A 13,265-nucleotide genomic window follows, 5' to 3' on the forward strand; every position below is an offset into this window, starting at 1 on the left:
ACGATCACGCGATGATCCGCGAGGGGCTGCGGATGATGCTCGAGGCGCACGGCGTGCAGGTCGTCGGCGAAGCCGGCGACGGCGCCGAAGCCGTCGCCGTGGCAGCCGCATCGCACCCCGACGTCGTGCTGATGGATCTGCGGATGCCCGGCATCGACGGCGTCGAGGCCACCCGCCGCATCGTCTCGGCCGGGCTTGCCGACGTCGTCGCGCTGACGAGCTTCGACGAGGACGAACTGGTCGCCGGCGCGCTGCGCGCCGGCGCGGTCGGTTTCCTCCTGAAAACGGTGGATGCAGCGGGGCTTGTGGACGCGGTGCACCGCGTCGCGGCAGGAGAAGGCGTGCTCGATCCCCGGGTGACGCGGCGGGCGCTGTCGGCCATGACGAGTGCGGAGCCGGCGGCATCCGCCCCGCCGATCGGCCTCTCGGAGCTGACCGAGCGCGAGCGCGAGGTGCTGGCGGCGATGCGCGAGGGACTGTCGAACGCGCAGATCGCCGCACGGCTGTTCATCTCGCTGCCGACGGTGAAGACGCACGTATCGAACGTGCTCTCGAAGCTCGGCGCCGAGAGCCGGACGCACGCGGTCTCCCTGGTGACGGGAGTGCCGCTGTCGCGATGAGCGGCAAGAAAGGCCGCAGTCGGCACCCGGGTCCGCGCGCGCTCCCGCGCGAGAGCGCCTACGCTTTGCTGCCGGTCAGGGCGAGGCTGCCGCCGAGACCGATCATCAGCCCTCCGCCGGTCGCACGAATCCCGGCGAGTCGACGAAGCGGACGCGAACCCGGACGACTACATCACGCTCGATGAGTGGAAGGTGCGCCACCGCGCGCGCCGGACTGCGTGAGCTACACCGTCTGGTATCGGCTGTTCGAGGAAGAGCAGTTCGTGCAGGTCGTAGCGATCCGGCACCATCGACGCGGAGACGACGCCCTCGCAGAGCGAGTTCCCTGACTCTCTCGCTACAGGCCGAATCCATGATCGCGCTCGTGTTGCTGACCAGTCGGCCGGTGGGCGTCATGCTCGGGTGCTCGTAGCCGGGTTGCTCATTCTGCACGCGCGGCCGCCGCGAGACTTTCGACCTCGGCGCGCTCGCGGATCAACCGGTTCTCCGTCGTCACGCCGCGGTAGATCGCTGTGGATTCCGGGTCGATGTCGCCGGGCGAGAGCTGCATCCAGATTCCATCGGAGCTTCGCGGGGGTGGAGAGGATCCTGGTGGCGAAGCGGTCGATCTCGTGAAGGATGCGTTCGAGCGGGTACTCCTTGGAACCGCCGAGGGAGAAGGCTCTGCCGTGGGCGGCGCAGGCGTCGACGTAGCGCGCGATCCACATCGCGGGAGCGATGTGGCGCATGCCGGCGAGCTCGGCCTCGGTATGGCAGCCACCCACCCGCAGTCGCCGACCTCCATCGCTCGGCAGGTACGCGAAAAACCCAGGATAACCGGGGGTGTTCTTGTTGGTGACCCCAGCGGGATCGAAGCCGCGCTACCGTCGTGAGAGGGGAATCGGCTCCCCCGGAACTGCGGGCGCGACCACCTTCTGCCCTGTGTTTACAGCGAGTGTTTACAGGCCGTGTTGACAGGGATTCCGCATGCGTCGAGTGCGTCGCGGCAAGTCTCGTCGTCAGCGTTCGTTGCCAAAATGTTGCCACGTCGTCGCCGTCAGGATGCGGCTATCCGCAGGTTGTCATTATTGCAGTTAGCGGTAGGATGGCACCATGACCACACGCGCACTCGCCACCACTCTCGATCCGGACGATCCTGCCGTCCGCTCCGATGCGAAGAACCTGGCGGAGCGTCTGGACGGCAACACTGCGGTCGAAGCCGCGGTGCGCTCGCTGCTCGATGACGTGGCGCACGGTGCGCGGGTCGTAGTGCTGCGCACCGAGGATGAGGTCACGCCCGCCGAGGCCGCCAAGCTCATGGGCGTGACCCGGCAGTTCGTGGACCGACTCTGCGAGGACGGCATGCTCGCCTTCCGCCGACTGCCCGCCAGCCGCCACCGCCGCATCCGCGTGCAGGACGTGCTGGACGTCGCCGCCGAGCGCGAGCGGCGCCGCGCCGGTGGCGACGCGCTGCGCGCCGCGCTCGGGGCATAGCCTCTGACCCGTCTGCAACGAGTCTTCATCGACACCAGCGAGCTGTTCCCGTTCACGATCATGGACGTGCTGCTGACCCGCAACCTCAAGCACTTCCGCTCCCCTGCCATCGGCCAGGCCGGCGTGCAGGTGATGACCTCGGACACGTTCTTGGGCCGGTTGCTGACCCGTCGCCGCCGAGCGGTGGTCGAGTCGTTCATCCATGCTGCGAACGCGAGGAAGAACCCGCCCACGACCCCGGCGGAGCTGGCGGACAGGATCGCGGGCGCCGGCGCGCCCCGGTTCGCCGAACGACTCCGGCCGCACCTGGACGAGCAAGCATGCGGACGCCAGCCGTTACAGGCTGATCCCGTGGTCGCGTTCCGGCCCGTGACGGGTCGGGCGGTGGTGGCGCGCTCGACGTTGACCAGGCGCACCGGCCCGTCGTCGGTGAGGCCAACGACAGCGGCGTGTGCACGCTGAGTAGCCTCGGTCACTCCGCGATCGGCGCGGTCCCGCTCGAGTGCGGCTGTGAACTGCTCGCGTGCGTCGCCTATGTCGGCGGCGGCGATGTGCAGCCGGTTTGCCTCCCACTCACGGGTGAGGCCGACGTAGACCCCGGCCGCGTCGCTTGCCTTCGCGCGCAGTAGTCACTCTGCTCTTGGGTTGCGTGAGATGGCGGGCGTGAGCGGGCGACGTGGCGCTGGTTACTCGCGTGTTCTCGGTGCGAGCAGTGCGAGGATCGTTGCGAGTCCGGTGAAGCTCGCGCAGACGATAAGCGCGGGGTGAATAGCCGCCGAGAGGTTTGCGGCAGTGAGGGCTCCGTGGGAGTTCAGCACGAGCGCGGCCAGGGCGACTCCTATCGCTGTGCCGAGTTGCCGCATCGTGCTGTTGAGTCCGGAAGCGGCGGCTCGCTCGTCTGAATCGCGCCCAGAGAACAAAGCCGTGGAGAGAGACGGGAACGTCGCCCCGAGGCCGAGCCCGGCCATGAGTGCCGGAGTGAAAGCGGCGAGCGGCCCGGTCATGACTTCAGCACCAAACGCGAACCAGAACATCGCGACTGTCTGAAGCAGAAGGCCGGTCACGAGAACGGGTCTGATGCCGAGCTTCGACACGAGAACGCCCGAGAGCGGCGCGACGAGCATCGGCGTCAGAGTCCAAGGTGCGGCCCAGAGTGCGGCTTCGAGCGCGGACTGCCCGCGCGCGATCTGGATGAACAGGCTCAGGGCAAAAACCGCGCCGAACATGCCAGCCGTGAAGCAGAATGCGACACCGAGCGGGAGCAGCAGGCTCCTGTCGTGCAGGAGCCGCGCCGGAATCAGTGGTGCAACTCGCGAGCGTCGTCTGACGAGCACCCAGACAGCGGCGATGCAGGCCATCGCGATCGCGGCGAGGAGCAGGCTTCGGCCTGAGTCTGCCCCGGCTTCCGCGACGCCCCACCCCAGCACGAACACGAGCACTGCGGAGAGCAAGGCCCCCACCTTGTCGAACTTACGCAAGGTGCCAGGTGCGCCCTGAATGACGACGGCGACGAGCACGGCGCTCAGCGTCGCGGTGACGACGTTCACCCAGAAGACGACCTGCCAGGTGCTCCACCGGATGATGAGCCCGCCGACGAGTGGGCCGAGCGCAGTTCCGAGGCCGTTGATCGCCGACAGCGCCCCGAGGCCGGTAGATCGCCTCACGGGCGGCAGATGATCCACCACGAGGGTCAAGCCGAGCGGGATCACCGCAGCGGCACCGAGCCCTTGCATGGCTCTGAGCGTCAGGAGTAACCAGAGCGAACCGGAGAAGGCTGCGACCAGAGATGCGAGGGCGAAGGCCAGGAGCCCTACCAGGAAGATCCGTCTTCGACCGAAGCGATCCCCGGCGCGTGCGGCGGGAATCAGCGCGGCTGCAAAGCTCAGCGTGTAGGCGTTGGACACCCACTGGATTTCGACCGCATCAGCGTCGAACGCTTGTTGGATCGACGGAAGCGCAAAGGTCATCACGAGGCTCGCGAGGGAGACAACCAGGGTTCCCGAACCAACCGCCACCACGACCACCCAAAGCGGACGCATGTGCGGTGAGTTGCTGGCCGGCGAAGCCTCCATAACCGTAATACTATGTTACGTAATGAGTGAACGAGGAAGACCCCGAAGCGCGGACATCGACGCCGCGATCATCGACGCCGCGACCGAACTGCTGATCGAGCGCGGCTTCTCCAAGCTGACCGTTGAAGATGTGATCGTCCGGGCGGGAACGAGCCGCCCCGCGTTTTACCGCCGCTACAGCGGGATCGTTGAGCTGCTGCCGAAGGTACTGGAACATCGTTTGGGTTCCGCGCCAAATATCGACACTGGCACACTCGAAGACGACCTCCGCGCGCTGATCGAGGCCGCCGCCGCGGTGTGCGCTGATCCGTTGGTCGCGACCCGTGCTGCCGGGTTCCTCTCGATCGCCTCGCGTGATCCCGAGCATGGTCTTGGTGTGCGTGAACGGTTCATCGCGCCGTGGCGAGACACCTTTGATCTTGCGTTAGAACGAGCGCGTGCGCGCGGAGAGATAACGGGTCGCATTCCGTCCGGCTACCTCTTCGACATCGCTATCGGGCCGCTCTTGAGTCGGACGCTCCTACCGGGCGCGCCACCTCCTGACCTGGAGTTCGTTCAGCAAGTTCTGGAAGCGGCAATCACGTTCACAGCACCCCGACTCTCCAGGTAATGCAGCCGCATGACGCCCTCCGCAAGGAGCTGTGGCGTGCGCGCAAACGCGGAAAAGCGCTGACGAAAGTGCTAAGCAACCTGTAGCTCGGCGTATCGTGATGGAGTTACCCACAGGTCACATGCGTTAGGCGCTTCGTCCCGACCTCGCACTGCGGTAGAGAGTGCCCAACGAACTGCGAGGGCACGCACTTACTCGACCGCAAGAGTGCGGGGTATCTCATGGCGGAGCGCGGCGGCGGTGGGTGCGATGGTCGCCGCGAGGATCAATACGAAACCGCTGCCTGCGATCAGTCCAATAGTTGCGAATGACACCGTGGGCAACGGCAGGCCGAGTGCGTGTGCGAGGACGATCCCGCCAACGACGGTGGCGAGAGTGCCGAGGACGGCTGCGGTGATCGTGTAGATGACGGCTTCCCAGATTGCGGTGAGGACGATGGCTGCCTGGGTTGAGCCTGCCGCTTGGACAAGCGCGAATTCGCGTTCGCGGGCCTGTCCCGACATGAACACCGTTGCAGCAGCGCCGATGGCGGAGAGCAGGAGCGGCCCGCCGAGCAGGATCACCACTCCCTCGGGGGCGAGGTCGAAGCCGCCGGTGTTCCCGGTTTGCTCGGCTTGTGCTGCTGCGAGGGTTGCGCCGCTTGTGTAGAGGCCACCGGCGAGGGCGATGGCGACCATGAGCGGGCCGACCGCGGCGGCGGACTGGCTGAGCCGGTATCGAGCTGAGTTGCGCGCGAGAAACCAGGATGCCGACGCTCTCGCTGGGACCAGGGATGTCCATGCTCGCAGCACAAGCGGGTACAGGACCGGCCCTCCGGCTGCGAGGACTCCGGCGATCAATGGCGTGAGCAGCGGGGCCATGCCGCTGATCTGCGAGAACGTGGCACCATTCATCCCGACGATCATGCCGACGCTGCCGGCGATCATCCCTGCGGCGAGGACGATGCGGAACCATCCCACGTTGACGCGCGGTGGTTCCGGGTCGCGTAGCGCCTCGATCGGCGGGGTGCGACTGGCGCGACGGGCACCGCGAAGACCGCCGACGACGGTGACGGCGACGATCCCCGCGGTGACCAGAATCGACCCGATGATCGTCAGCTCGACTTCTACTCCCTGCATGGTCGGCCAGTCTGTGAAAGACCAAGCGAACAGGGGGCCGGTGCTGGGTGCTGCGATGAGGCAGCCGATCATGGCGCCGAGGATGCCGACGATGCCGAGCTGAGCGAGCACCACGAGACCGACGAGGGCTGGTCTGATTCCGACGAGTTGCCACAGTGCGTAGCTGCGTTGCTGGAGCGCAACGGTGAGGTTGGCGGTGGAACTGAGGACGATCAGCGCGGTGACGGTGGTGAAGACGACGATGACGGCGCTGGTGCTACCAAGCCCTTCCTGCACGCGGCCTCCGTGCGCGATCCCGGTCTCGATCAGTCCGGCGGCGATCGCAGCGACGAACCCGGCGGCGATCGTCACGGCAAGCGTTCCCCGCCACACTCGCGCGTGCGCGACCAGATCGGAAACAATGAGCCGGATCACGCGGCAGCCCCAGCGTAGGTGATCGCTTCGAGCACCTGTTCCGGTCGGGGATGACGGAGTTCGCTGTGAATCAGGCCGTCGCGGAGTACGAGTACCCGGTCAGCGAGTGCAGCGGCTTCGAGGTCGTGCGTGACCACGACAACAGAGCGGCCCTCCCCTGCTGAGGCGCGCAGCAACCGGAGCACATCGGTACCGGTGCTGGTGTCGAGAGATCCAGTGGGTTCATCCGCGAACACGATGTCCGGGCGCATGGCGAGCACACGGGCGATGGCGACACGCTGCTGTTGCCCGCCGGAGAGCTGACCGGGACGGTGCCGACCTCGACCGGTGAGCCCGACTTCGGCCAGGGTCTGGTCGATGGCTGCCCGGCTCGCGCCGCGGCGAGCGAGGCGAGCAGGCAACGCGATGTTCTCCCTCGCCGTGAGCGACGGGATGAGGTTGTAGGACTGGAACACGAAGCCGACGTGCTCCCGACGCAGCGCGGCGAGGCGCCCGCGTCCGAGCTTGCCGAGGCCCCGCCCGGCGAGGCGGACGGCTCCAGAATCGTAGGGTTCGAGCCCGGACAGGCAATAGAGCAAGGTGGACTTCCCCGAGCCGGAGGGTCCGACAATGCTCACCATCTCGCCGGGGTGAACCCCCAGGGAGATCCCGCGCAGTATCGGGACTCGTGCCTCCTTGCGCCCGGTTCCGGGAAAGGTCTTGTGCAGGTCATCGGCGCGGATCAGCGGTTCGGTCACCTTCCCATTCGACCGGGGATCCGAGGCCGGACCGATAGGGCAGGCTCGAGTATCGAGGTAGGGCTGGCTCTACTCTTTGCCGCGGTCTCAGCCCCGTTCACGCCATCATCCATAGGGTTGGAGGCATGAGAACGACAACCGTGTGGCACGCGCTGATGCGTGCGCCCTGGCGGTTCCTGTGCGGTCGATGGCCCTGGCGCGTCCTCGGCTATCTTCTGCTCAGCGCCGCAATCGGGTTCGTGCTGCTGCCGGTGATCGTCCTCACGGTGCTGCTGCTGCCACTGTGGGGCATCGTGATCGGCGCGATCGAGCGCCGCCGCGGCGGCATCCTCGGATTCGAACGCCAACCGTCCGGGCACGTGGCACTCACCCGAGAGCAACGGCACATCTGGTTGTCCGTGCGGGTGAGCGAAGCCGCGACCTGGCGCGAGACTGCGGCGCTGCTGCTCGATGTCCTCCTCGGATGGGTGACGCTCGCGGTCCTGTTCTTTCAAGGCTTCGCCCTGACCGCCCTCATCGCGATCGGGGCGACGGGAGCCACCGGTGAAGCCGACGTGCGGCTGTTCAGCGACATCCGTGTCATCGTCGGGCCGGACAACTGGTGGCCGGTCATCCCGATCGGGACGCTCCTGATGTGTGTGTGTGCGTATGTCAACGCGGTCCTCGCCGCCGCTCAGGCGTCGGTGCTGCGCATGCTGTGTGGTCCCCGGCAGCGCGAACTCACCCGCAACGTCGAGCGACTCATCCAGTCGCGGGCCGCGCTGGTCGCGGCGTTCGAGGCGGAACGACGACGCATCGAACGCGACCTGCACGACGGCGTGCAACAGGAGCTCGTCACCCTCGCCGCCCGGCTCGGCATGGTCAGTCTCGAACTCGACGACCTCTCGGCGCAAGGCACCGACATCGGCCCAGCCCGAGGCGCCCTCGATGCCGCGCAAGGCCAGGCGGAGCATGCGATGGCCACGCTCCGCAACACCGTTCGCGGCATCCACCCCGCGGTGCTCACCGATCATGGTCTTCGCGCCGCGCTGGACGAACTTTCCGACCGCACGCCCGTACCGCTCATCCTGGACGTTGCCGAGTTCGGACGGTTGCCGGCCTCGGCGGAGACCGCCGCCTACTACCTCGTCACCGAGGCGATCAGCAACGCGGCCAAGCACACCACCGCGACCCGGCTGACCGTGCGCGCCGCGATCGAGGGTGATGCACTCGCCGTGACCGTCACCGACAACGGGCACGGCGGAGCCAACGAGGATGTCGGCACAGGTCTACGGGGACTGCGCGAGCGCGCAGAGACCCTGGGCGGGCGGTTCGGCATCATCAGCCCGGCCGGCGGGCCGACGACCCTGCACATGGCGCTGCCGATCCTCAGCGAGAGGACCGAACGCGATGCGTCTGCTGCTCGCTGAGGACTCCGCGTTGCTGCGCGAGGCGCTGACCGCCCTGCTGGAACGGCTCGGCCACACCGTCGCCGCGACCGCGCAGACCGCCCCCGACCTGCTCGCGGCCTTCGGTCGGCTATCGGACGCAGGCGAGCCGCCCGACCTCGTGCTCACCGACGTTCGGATGCCGCCCGGCAACAGCGACGACGGCCTCCGCTCGGCTCTGACGATCAGGGCCATGCAGCCGACCCAGCCGATCATGGTGCTCTCGCAATACATCGCGGACACGTACGCCCGCGAACTGCTCATCCTCCCCGAAGGCGCGATCGGCTACCTGCTCAAAGACCGCGTGAACCGCATCCGCGACTTCGCCGCGGCCCTCGAAACCGTCGCGGCTGGCGGGACCGTCATCGACCCCGACGTGGTGCAACACCTGCTCAGCGGCTCCCGGTCGGCACCGCTCGACAACCTCACAGCACGGGAACGAGAAGTGCTGGCGCTCATGGCGGATGGCAGATCGAACGCGGATATCGCTACCGCACTGACGCTGACCGATGCCGCTGTGAGCAAGCACATCGGCAACATCTTCGCCAAGCTCGGCCTCAGTCCGGTCGAGGACAACCGCAGAGTCCGTGCCGTGCTGGTATATCTCCAGGCAGACCGCAACTGATGAGGGGCATCCCCGCGGTGCTGGGATCACGCGAATGACATCTCGGCGAGTTCCCAAGCGTTGTCGATTCCCCCATCACCAATCGCTCGACGCCCACCGGCACGTCTGAGGGTTGGATGCATCCACACGGCGCCGGGCGGGCGGATTGCGAAAACCCCCGGGATGACCGGGGGTGTTCTTGTTGGTGACCCCAGCGGGATTCGAACCCGCGTTACCGCCGTGAGAGGGGGTTAGGTGCCCGCGGCACGGCGTAGACATCGGCAAACAGGCCTGTGTTCTCGGGCGTCACGAGTGCGTGAAGTGTGCCCCGAAAGCCTCTGTCGTCGGTGTTCGTTGCCACAATGTTGCCACGTTGCCGCCGCGCTGAGGCGTCAGTCCGCGAGACACGATGCTCACGACGCCCTGCCTGTTGTCGGGCCTACCCCGTACCATAGAGGCATGGTCAACACGGCGCTCATGGAGCAGGTCGACCGGCTCAGTCCTTCAGAGCTGGTCGAGCTTCGCGATGCGATCCAGGCCAAGCTCGGCGACGACGTGCCTGCCGGTCAGTGGGCGATTCTCGAGCAGCGGGTCGCCGAGGCGGATGCGAACCCGGACGACTACATCACGCTCGATGAGTGGAAGGCGCGCCGCCGCGCGCGCCGGACTGCGTGAGCTACGCCGTCCGACTTCTTGCGAACGCTCAGCGAGACCTGAGCGATATCGAGGCGTACTACGACGAGAAGGTTCCACACGAGACGGAGCGTTGTCTCGATGCGATCGAAGCCGCTCTCGACTGGATCGCCGACCACGCACACCAGCCTCCGGTCAGCCGGTTCGGTCTGCGCCGTGTCAGCACGGAGACCTTCCGCTACGCCGTCTGGTATCGGCTGTTCGAGGAGGAGCGGTTCGTGCAGGTCGTTGCGATCCTGCACCATCGACGCGGAGACGACGCCCTCGCCGAGCGGGTTCCCTGAATCTCTCGCTACAGGCCGAGCCCGTGATCGCGCTCGTGTTGCTGACCAGTCGGCCGGTGGGCGTCATGCTCGGGTGCTCGTAGCCGGGCCGCTCGTTCTGCACGCGCGGCTGCCGCAAGACGTTCGGCCTCGACGCGCTCGCGGATCAGGGCTGCGGCTTGCTCGGGTGGCAGGGCCTCGATCTGTGCGAGGGTCTGCCGGTCTTGCTGAGCGCGCTGAGCGTAGTGCTCGGCGCGGCTCTTGGCGCTCACGCGGCTGCGGGAGTCTCGGTAGATCGCCTGGCGGAGCCGCTGTCGCTCGCCCATCTGCTTCCTTGCCAGTTCGCTCGTCTCTCGCTGCTCCTTTGCCGCCTGCTGCGTGGCCTCGACAAGTCGAGGATCGTCCTCCGCTTTGCGGTTTGCGACCCGTTGCGCCCAGGCGGGGGCGCGCTCGGTGGTAGCCGGAACTGAGCCCCATCGTTCCCGCACTCCGGCCTCCGCTGCGCGGAACTCCTGCCAGGTGGCCTGCTGAGTGCGCGTCGCGCTGCGGCGACGGAGACGCCCGGAGACGCGCAGGGTCGCCTCGGCCTGGTGCGCGCGGTCGTGCGCCACCGTGAGCGCCGCCGCATCCTCTGTGGCTTGCTCAATCAACGGGCCGAGAACGGATGCACGGATCGCCTCAGCATGCGCCTGTGCGTCGGTGAGCCTCGACTGCTGCTGGTCGGCTGGTCCAGGTGCGCGTGCTCGGCGCGGCTTACGAGAAGATCGCGGACAGCATCTGCTCGGCCACGACGATCCGACGCAGGCGGGACGAGTGGATCGACGCGGAGATCTTCCCCGTGCTGGAGCAAATCTGCCTGGACGCCTATGACAAGATGATCGGCCTCGAACTGGGTGACGTGGCCGTGGACGGGTGCATCGTGAAAGCGCCCTGCGGTGGCGAAGCCGCCGGAAGATCCCCGGTAGATCGCGGGAAACAGGGCACGAAACGCTCGCTCCTGGTCGACGGGAACGGGATCCCGATCGGATGCGTGGTCGCGGGCGCGAACTGTCACGACTCGCCCCTGCTGGCCCCCACCCTCGACAGGCTGAGCCGGTTCGGGTTCGAGCTCCCGGAGCGGATCACCGTGCACCTGGACGCCGGCTACGACTCCAGCAAGACCCGCGACCTGCTGGAGACCCTCGGCTGCGACTACATCATCAGCAAGAAGGGCGAGCCCCTCCAGGCCGGAGCCAGATGGGTCGTCGAGCGCACGAACTCATGGCACAACCGCGGCTTCAAGAAGCTCCTGATCTGCACTGAGCGCCGCACCCGCGTGATAGACGCCTTCATCGCGCTCGCGAACGCGATCATCATCACCCGACGTCTCATCGCCGAAGCCTGGCCCCGCTACCGCTGGGACGGACGCCCCAACCACCAACGATGACCTATCGGCGGAACCTCTTAGCTCGAAGCGGCCAAGCGGTCCAGGAAGCCACAGCACCACGCACGATCGGCGCGGTAGCCCTCCCAAGTGAGCCGGAAGATCTCGGCGACGTGCGAGGGGCCGGAGGCTTCCGAACGGGCGATGACCTCGGCTTCGTAGGACAGCAGTTCCTCAACGAGAGCCACCCGCCTGCCGAGACCTTCCGTCAGTTCTCCGAGCGTGAGCGAGGGGGTGAAGTGGAGCAGCGGGATCAAGCTGAGGGGTTGGAAGTCTGTCTCGTTCAGCAGGGACAGCAGTAGGCGGCGCAGCTCTTCCAGGCCGTTCCCGGTACATCGATAGTCGACGGCGCGCGCCGAACCATCACCTGCCGGTTCGATGAGCGTCGCTGCATTCAGCGACCGGAGCTGCTGGTAGATCGACGCTGGCGCGATCGTCGTCCAGCGGTCCACCGCCCACTCTCGCAGCGCCTTCTCGATGCCGTAGCCGCTGATCGGCTGCCGGTATGCGATGACGCCGAGCACCATGATCCTGGTTGTCTGCTTTGCCACGCTCTGGCCTCCCGTTATCATTTACTCAAACTTTAGTATCTGGAAGCGAGGGTGCCATGAAGCCGCGCGGGAAATACGGCATCGACGCCCCCTGGGTGCCCTGGTTGTGGATCGGGATCGCGGCGGTGTCCGCCGCGGTCGCCGTCGCTTTCGGTCTCTGGGGTGCTGGCTGGTGGACGGTCGCGCTCGCCTGGTATTTCGTTGCATGCACCGTGGTCTACCTGATCGGTGCCGGCCTCTACTGGCATGCCTCCCTTCTCGGCAAGTTCGCGATCTGGGACCGGCTGCTGCGCCGTGTCTCACTATCGACCGGCGACCGAGTGCTTGATCTGGGATGCGGCCGCGGTTCCGTCGCGATCATGACGGCCATCCGATATCCGGAGGCGAGCGTGACGGGCATCGACCTCTGGCGAGTCGGCGACCAGTCCGGGAACTCCCGCTCCGCGGCGGAAGCTAACACGGCGCTGAACGGCATCGGCGAGCGACTGGCATTCGACACCGGCGACATGACCAGCCTGCCCTATCCCGACGCTACGTTCACGCTCATTACCGCGAGCCTGTCCCTCCACAACATCCACACCCCTGAGGGGCGACGTATGGCAATCCAAGAAGCCGTCCGTGTGCTCGCACCAGGGGGACGCGTCCTGATCGTCGACATCCAGCGCACCCGGGAATACGCCGCCGAGTTGCAGCGGCTCGGCTTGACGGTGAGCGGCCCGACCCGCCTCGGCTGGCGCAGTTGGTGGACCGGACCTTGGATGGCAGCCACTGAACTCGACGCTATCCGGTAGCCGCGCAATCGGTGCCACGCTTCTGCCGTCCGGTGGCGCTCGCGAACTAGTTGTCATTATTGCAGTTAGAGGCAGAATGGCACCATGACAACCCACGCCCTCGCCACCACTCTCGATCCGGTCGACCCTGCCGTGCGCGCGGACGCCAAGAGCCTCGCGGAGCGGCTGCATGGTGACACTCCGGTCGAGTCTGCGGTCCGGTCGATGCTCGATGCCGTCGCTCACGGGGCGCGGGTTGTGGTGATGCGCGCCGACGATGAGGTCACACCGACCGAGGCGGCCAAGCTCATGGGCGTGACCCGGCAGTTCGTGGATCGGCTCTGCGAAGACGGCGTGCTCGCCTTCCGGCGCCTGCCCGGCAGCCGCCACCGCCGCATCCGAGTGGAGGATGTGCTGGAGGTCACCGCTGAGCGCGAGCAGCGCCGAGTCGGGGGCGATGCGATCCGCGTCGCACTCGGAGCGTAGCCGT

Annotated in this window: 16 protein-coding genes and 1 pseudogene; 11 read left to right on the plus strand and 6 right to left on the minus strand. The window is 67.1% G+C overall.

Annotated elements, in window-relative coordinates:
* Positions 1-11 precede the first annotated feature (11 nt).
* Positions 12-620, plus strand: coding sequence for a response regulator (locus QM720_RS13535; RefSeq protein ID WP_415127948.1), 609 nt, complete (start codon positions 12-14; stop codon positions 618-620).
* A 421-nt stretch (positions 621-1,041) separates the two neighbouring features.
* Here the strand turns inward: QM720_RS13535 and QM720_RS13540 are convergent, their stop codons facing one another.
* Entirely contained in the window at positions 1,042-1,170 is a 129-nt protein-coding gene (locus QM720_RS13540; protein WP_415127364.1) for a hypothetical protein, read from the minus strand.
* Positions 1,171-1,712: 542 nt separating this feature from the next.
* On the opposite strand from QM720_RS13540, the gene QM720_RS13545 reads away from it, so the two are divergent.
* Both QM720_RS13545 and QM720_RS13550 read left to right on the plus strand, forming a co-directional pair.
* Positions 1,713-2,093, plus strand: coding sequence for a helix-turn-helix domain-containing protein (locus QM720_RS13545; protein ID WP_415127366.1), 381 nt, complete (start codon positions 1,713-1,715; stop codon positions 2,091-2,093).
* Between the two features lie 60 nt (positions 2,094-2,153).
* A complete protein-coding gene (locus QM720_RS13550) occupies positions 2,154-2,555 on the plus strand; it encodes a hypothetical protein (protein ID WP_415127368.1) in 402 nt (133 codons plus the stop codon).
* A 224-nt stretch (positions 2,556-2,779) separates the two neighbouring features.
* On the opposite strand, the gene QM720_RS13555 is transcribed toward QM720_RS13550, so the two are convergent.
* On the minus strand, positions 2,780-4,165 hold the full coding sequence (locus QM720_RS13555; protein WP_415127370.1) for an MFS transporter: 1,386 nt from the start codon (positions 4,163-4,165) through the stop codon (positions 2,780-2,782).
* A 22-nt stretch (positions 4,166-4,187) separates the two neighbouring features.
* Here QM720_RS13555 and QM720_RS13560 point away from each other — a divergent pair, with 22 nt between their 5' ends.
* Positions 4,188-4,775, plus strand: a complete 588-nt coding sequence (locus QM720_RS13560) for a TetR/AcrR family transcriptional regulator (RefSeq protein ID WP_415127372.1) — start codon at positions 4,188-4,190, stop codon at positions 4,773-4,775.
* Positions 4,776-4,966: 191 nt separating this feature from the next.
* Here QM720_RS13560 and QM720_RS13565 read toward each other — a convergent pair whose 3' ends face one another.
* Both QM720_RS13565 and QM720_RS13570 read right to left on the minus strand, forming a co-directional pair.
* A complete protein-coding gene (locus QM720_RS13565) occupies positions 4,967-6,307 on the minus strand; it encodes an FtsX-like permease family protein (RefSeq protein WP_415127374.1) in 1,341 nt (446 codons plus the stop codon).
* Positions 6,304-7,044: an ABC transporter ATP-binding protein gene (locus QM720_RS13570; RefSeq protein WP_415127376.1), complete on the minus strand. Its 741-nt coding sequence runs from the start codon at positions 7,042-7,044 to the stop codon at positions 6,304-6,306. Before QM720_RS13570 ends, QM720_RS13565 begins: the two co-directional genes overlap by 4 nt.
* Before the next feature lie 125 nt (positions 7,045-7,169).
* On the opposite strand from QM720_RS13570, the gene QM720_RS13575 reads away from it, so the two are divergent.
* The 4 genes from QM720_RS13575 (at position 7,170) to QM720_RS13590 (ending at position 10,052) form a co-directional block, all read left to right on the plus strand.
* Positions 7,170-8,453, plus strand: a complete 1,284-nt coding sequence (locus QM720_RS13575) for a sensor histidine kinase (protein WP_415127378.1) — start codon at positions 7,170-7,172, stop codon at positions 8,451-8,453.
* Positions 8,434-9,096 (plus strand): response regulator transcription factor, encoded by a 663-nt coding sequence (locus QM720_RS13580; RefSeq protein ID WP_415127380.1) that lies wholly within the window; start codon positions 8,434-8,436, stop codon positions 9,094-9,096. The genes QM720_RS13575 and QM720_RS13580 overlap by 20 nt, the downstream gene beginning before the upstream one ends.
* Before the next feature lie 438 nt (positions 9,097-9,534).
* Complete coding sequence (locus QM720_RS13585; protein WP_415127382.1) at positions 9,535-9,750, plus strand: hypothetical protein; 216 nt, start codon at positions 9,535-9,537, stop codon at positions 9,748-9,750.
* Positions 9,747-10,052: a type II toxin-antitoxin system RelE/ParE family toxin gene (locus tag QM720_RS13590; protein ID WP_415127384.1), complete on the plus strand. Its 306-nt coding sequence runs from the start codon at positions 9,747-9,749 to the stop codon at positions 10,050-10,052. Before QM720_RS13585 ends, QM720_RS13590 begins: the two co-directional genes overlap by 4 nt.
* An 8-nt stretch (positions 10,053-10,060) precedes the next feature.
* Here QM720_RS13590 and QM720_RS13595 read toward each other — a convergent pair whose 3' ends face one another.
* Positions 10,061-10,642: a hypothetical protein gene (locus tag QM720_RS13595; protein WP_415127386.1), complete on the minus strand. Its 582-nt coding sequence runs from the start codon at positions 10,640-10,642 to the stop codon at positions 10,061-10,063.
* A gap of 110 nt (positions 10,643-10,752) precedes the next feature.
* On the opposite strand from QM720_RS13595, the pseudogene QM720_RS13600 reads away from it, so the two are divergent.
* A pseudogene (locus QM720_RS13600) lies at positions 10,753-11,457 on the plus strand (IS5 family transposase); the annotation flags it as partial.
* A 17-nt stretch (positions 11,458-11,474) separates the two neighbouring features.
* Here QM720_RS13600 and QM720_RS13605 read toward each other — a convergent pair.
* A complete protein-coding gene (locus QM720_RS13605) occupies positions 11,475-12,005 on the minus strand; it encodes a hypothetical protein (RefSeq protein WP_415127388.1) in 531 nt (176 codons plus the stop codon).
* A gap of 56 nt (positions 12,006-12,061) precedes the next feature.
* On the opposite strand from QM720_RS13605, the gene QM720_RS13610 reads away from it, so the two are divergent.
* Together QM720_RS13610 and QM720_RS13615 are read left to right on the plus strand one after the other, a co-directional pair.
* Positions 12,062-12,796 (plus strand): class I SAM-dependent methyltransferase, encoded by a 735-nt coding sequence (locus QM720_RS13610; RefSeq protein WP_415127390.1) that lies wholly within the window; start codon positions 12,062-12,064, stop codon positions 12,794-12,796.
* 84 nt (positions 12,797-12,880) lie between these two features.
* The gene (locus QM720_RS13615) at positions 12,881-13,261 is read left to right on the plus strand and encodes a helix-turn-helix domain-containing protein (RefSeq protein WP_415127392.1); all 381 of its coding nucleotides are present in this window, start codon (positions 12,881-12,883) and stop codon (positions 13,259-13,261) included.
* Positions 13,262-13,265: the final 4 nt, after the last annotated feature.

Source organism: Microbacterium sp. (assembly GCF_047602155.1).
In the GTDB taxonomy this organism is placed as follows: domain Bacteria; phylum Actinomycetota; class Actinomycetes; order Actinomycetales; family Microbacteriaceae; genus Microbacterium.

What these genes read in the sequence shown, in the direction of transcription:
- QM720_RS13610 (WP_415127390.1), top strand. Translation starts at nt 12,062, where the DNA reads ATGAAGCCGCGCGGGAAATACGGCATCGACGCCCCCTGGGTGCCCTGG.
- QM720_RS13540 (WP_415127364.1), bottom strand. Translation starts at nt 1,170, where the DNA reads ATGCAGCTCTCGCCCGGCGACATCGACCCGGAATCCACAGCGATCTAC.
- QM720_RS13545 (WP_415127366.1), top strand. Translation starts at nt 1,713, where the DNA reads ATGACCACACGCGCACTCGCCACCACTCTCGATCCGGACGATCCTGCC.
- QM720_RS13555 (WP_415127370.1), bottom strand. Translation starts at nt 4,165, where the DNA reads ATGGAGGCTTCGCCGGCCAGCAACTCACCGCACATGCGTCCGCTTTGG.
- QM720_RS13575 (WP_415127378.1), top strand. Translation starts at nt 7,170, where the DNA reads ATGAGAACGACAACCGTGTGGCACGCGCTGATGCGTGCGCCCTGGCGG.
- QM720_RS13615 (WP_415127392.1), top strand. Translation starts at nt 12,881, where the DNA reads ATGACAACCCACGCCCTCGCCACCACTCTCGATCCGGTCGACCCTGCC.
- QM720_RS13580 (WP_415127380.1), top strand. Translation starts at nt 8,434, where the DNA reads ATGCGTCTGCTGCTCGCTGAGGACTCCGCGTTGCTGCGCGAGGCGCTG.
- QM720_RS13535 (WP_415127948.1), top strand. Translation starts at nt 12, where the DNA reads ATGATCCGCGAGGGGCTGCGGATGATGCTCGAGGCGCACGGCGTGCAG.
- QM720_RS13560 (WP_415127372.1), top strand. Translation starts at nt 4,188, where the DNA reads ATGAGTGAACGAGGAAGACCCCGAAGCGCGGACATCGACGCCGCGATC.
- QM720_RS13585 (WP_415127382.1), top strand. Translation starts at nt 9,535, where the DNA reads ATGGTCAACACGGCGCTCATGGAGCAGGTCGACCGGCTCAGTCCTTCA.
- QM720_RS13550 (WP_415127368.1), top strand. Translation starts at nt 2,154, where the DNA reads ATGGACGTGCTGCTGACCCGCAACCTCAAGCACTTCCGCTCCCCTGCC.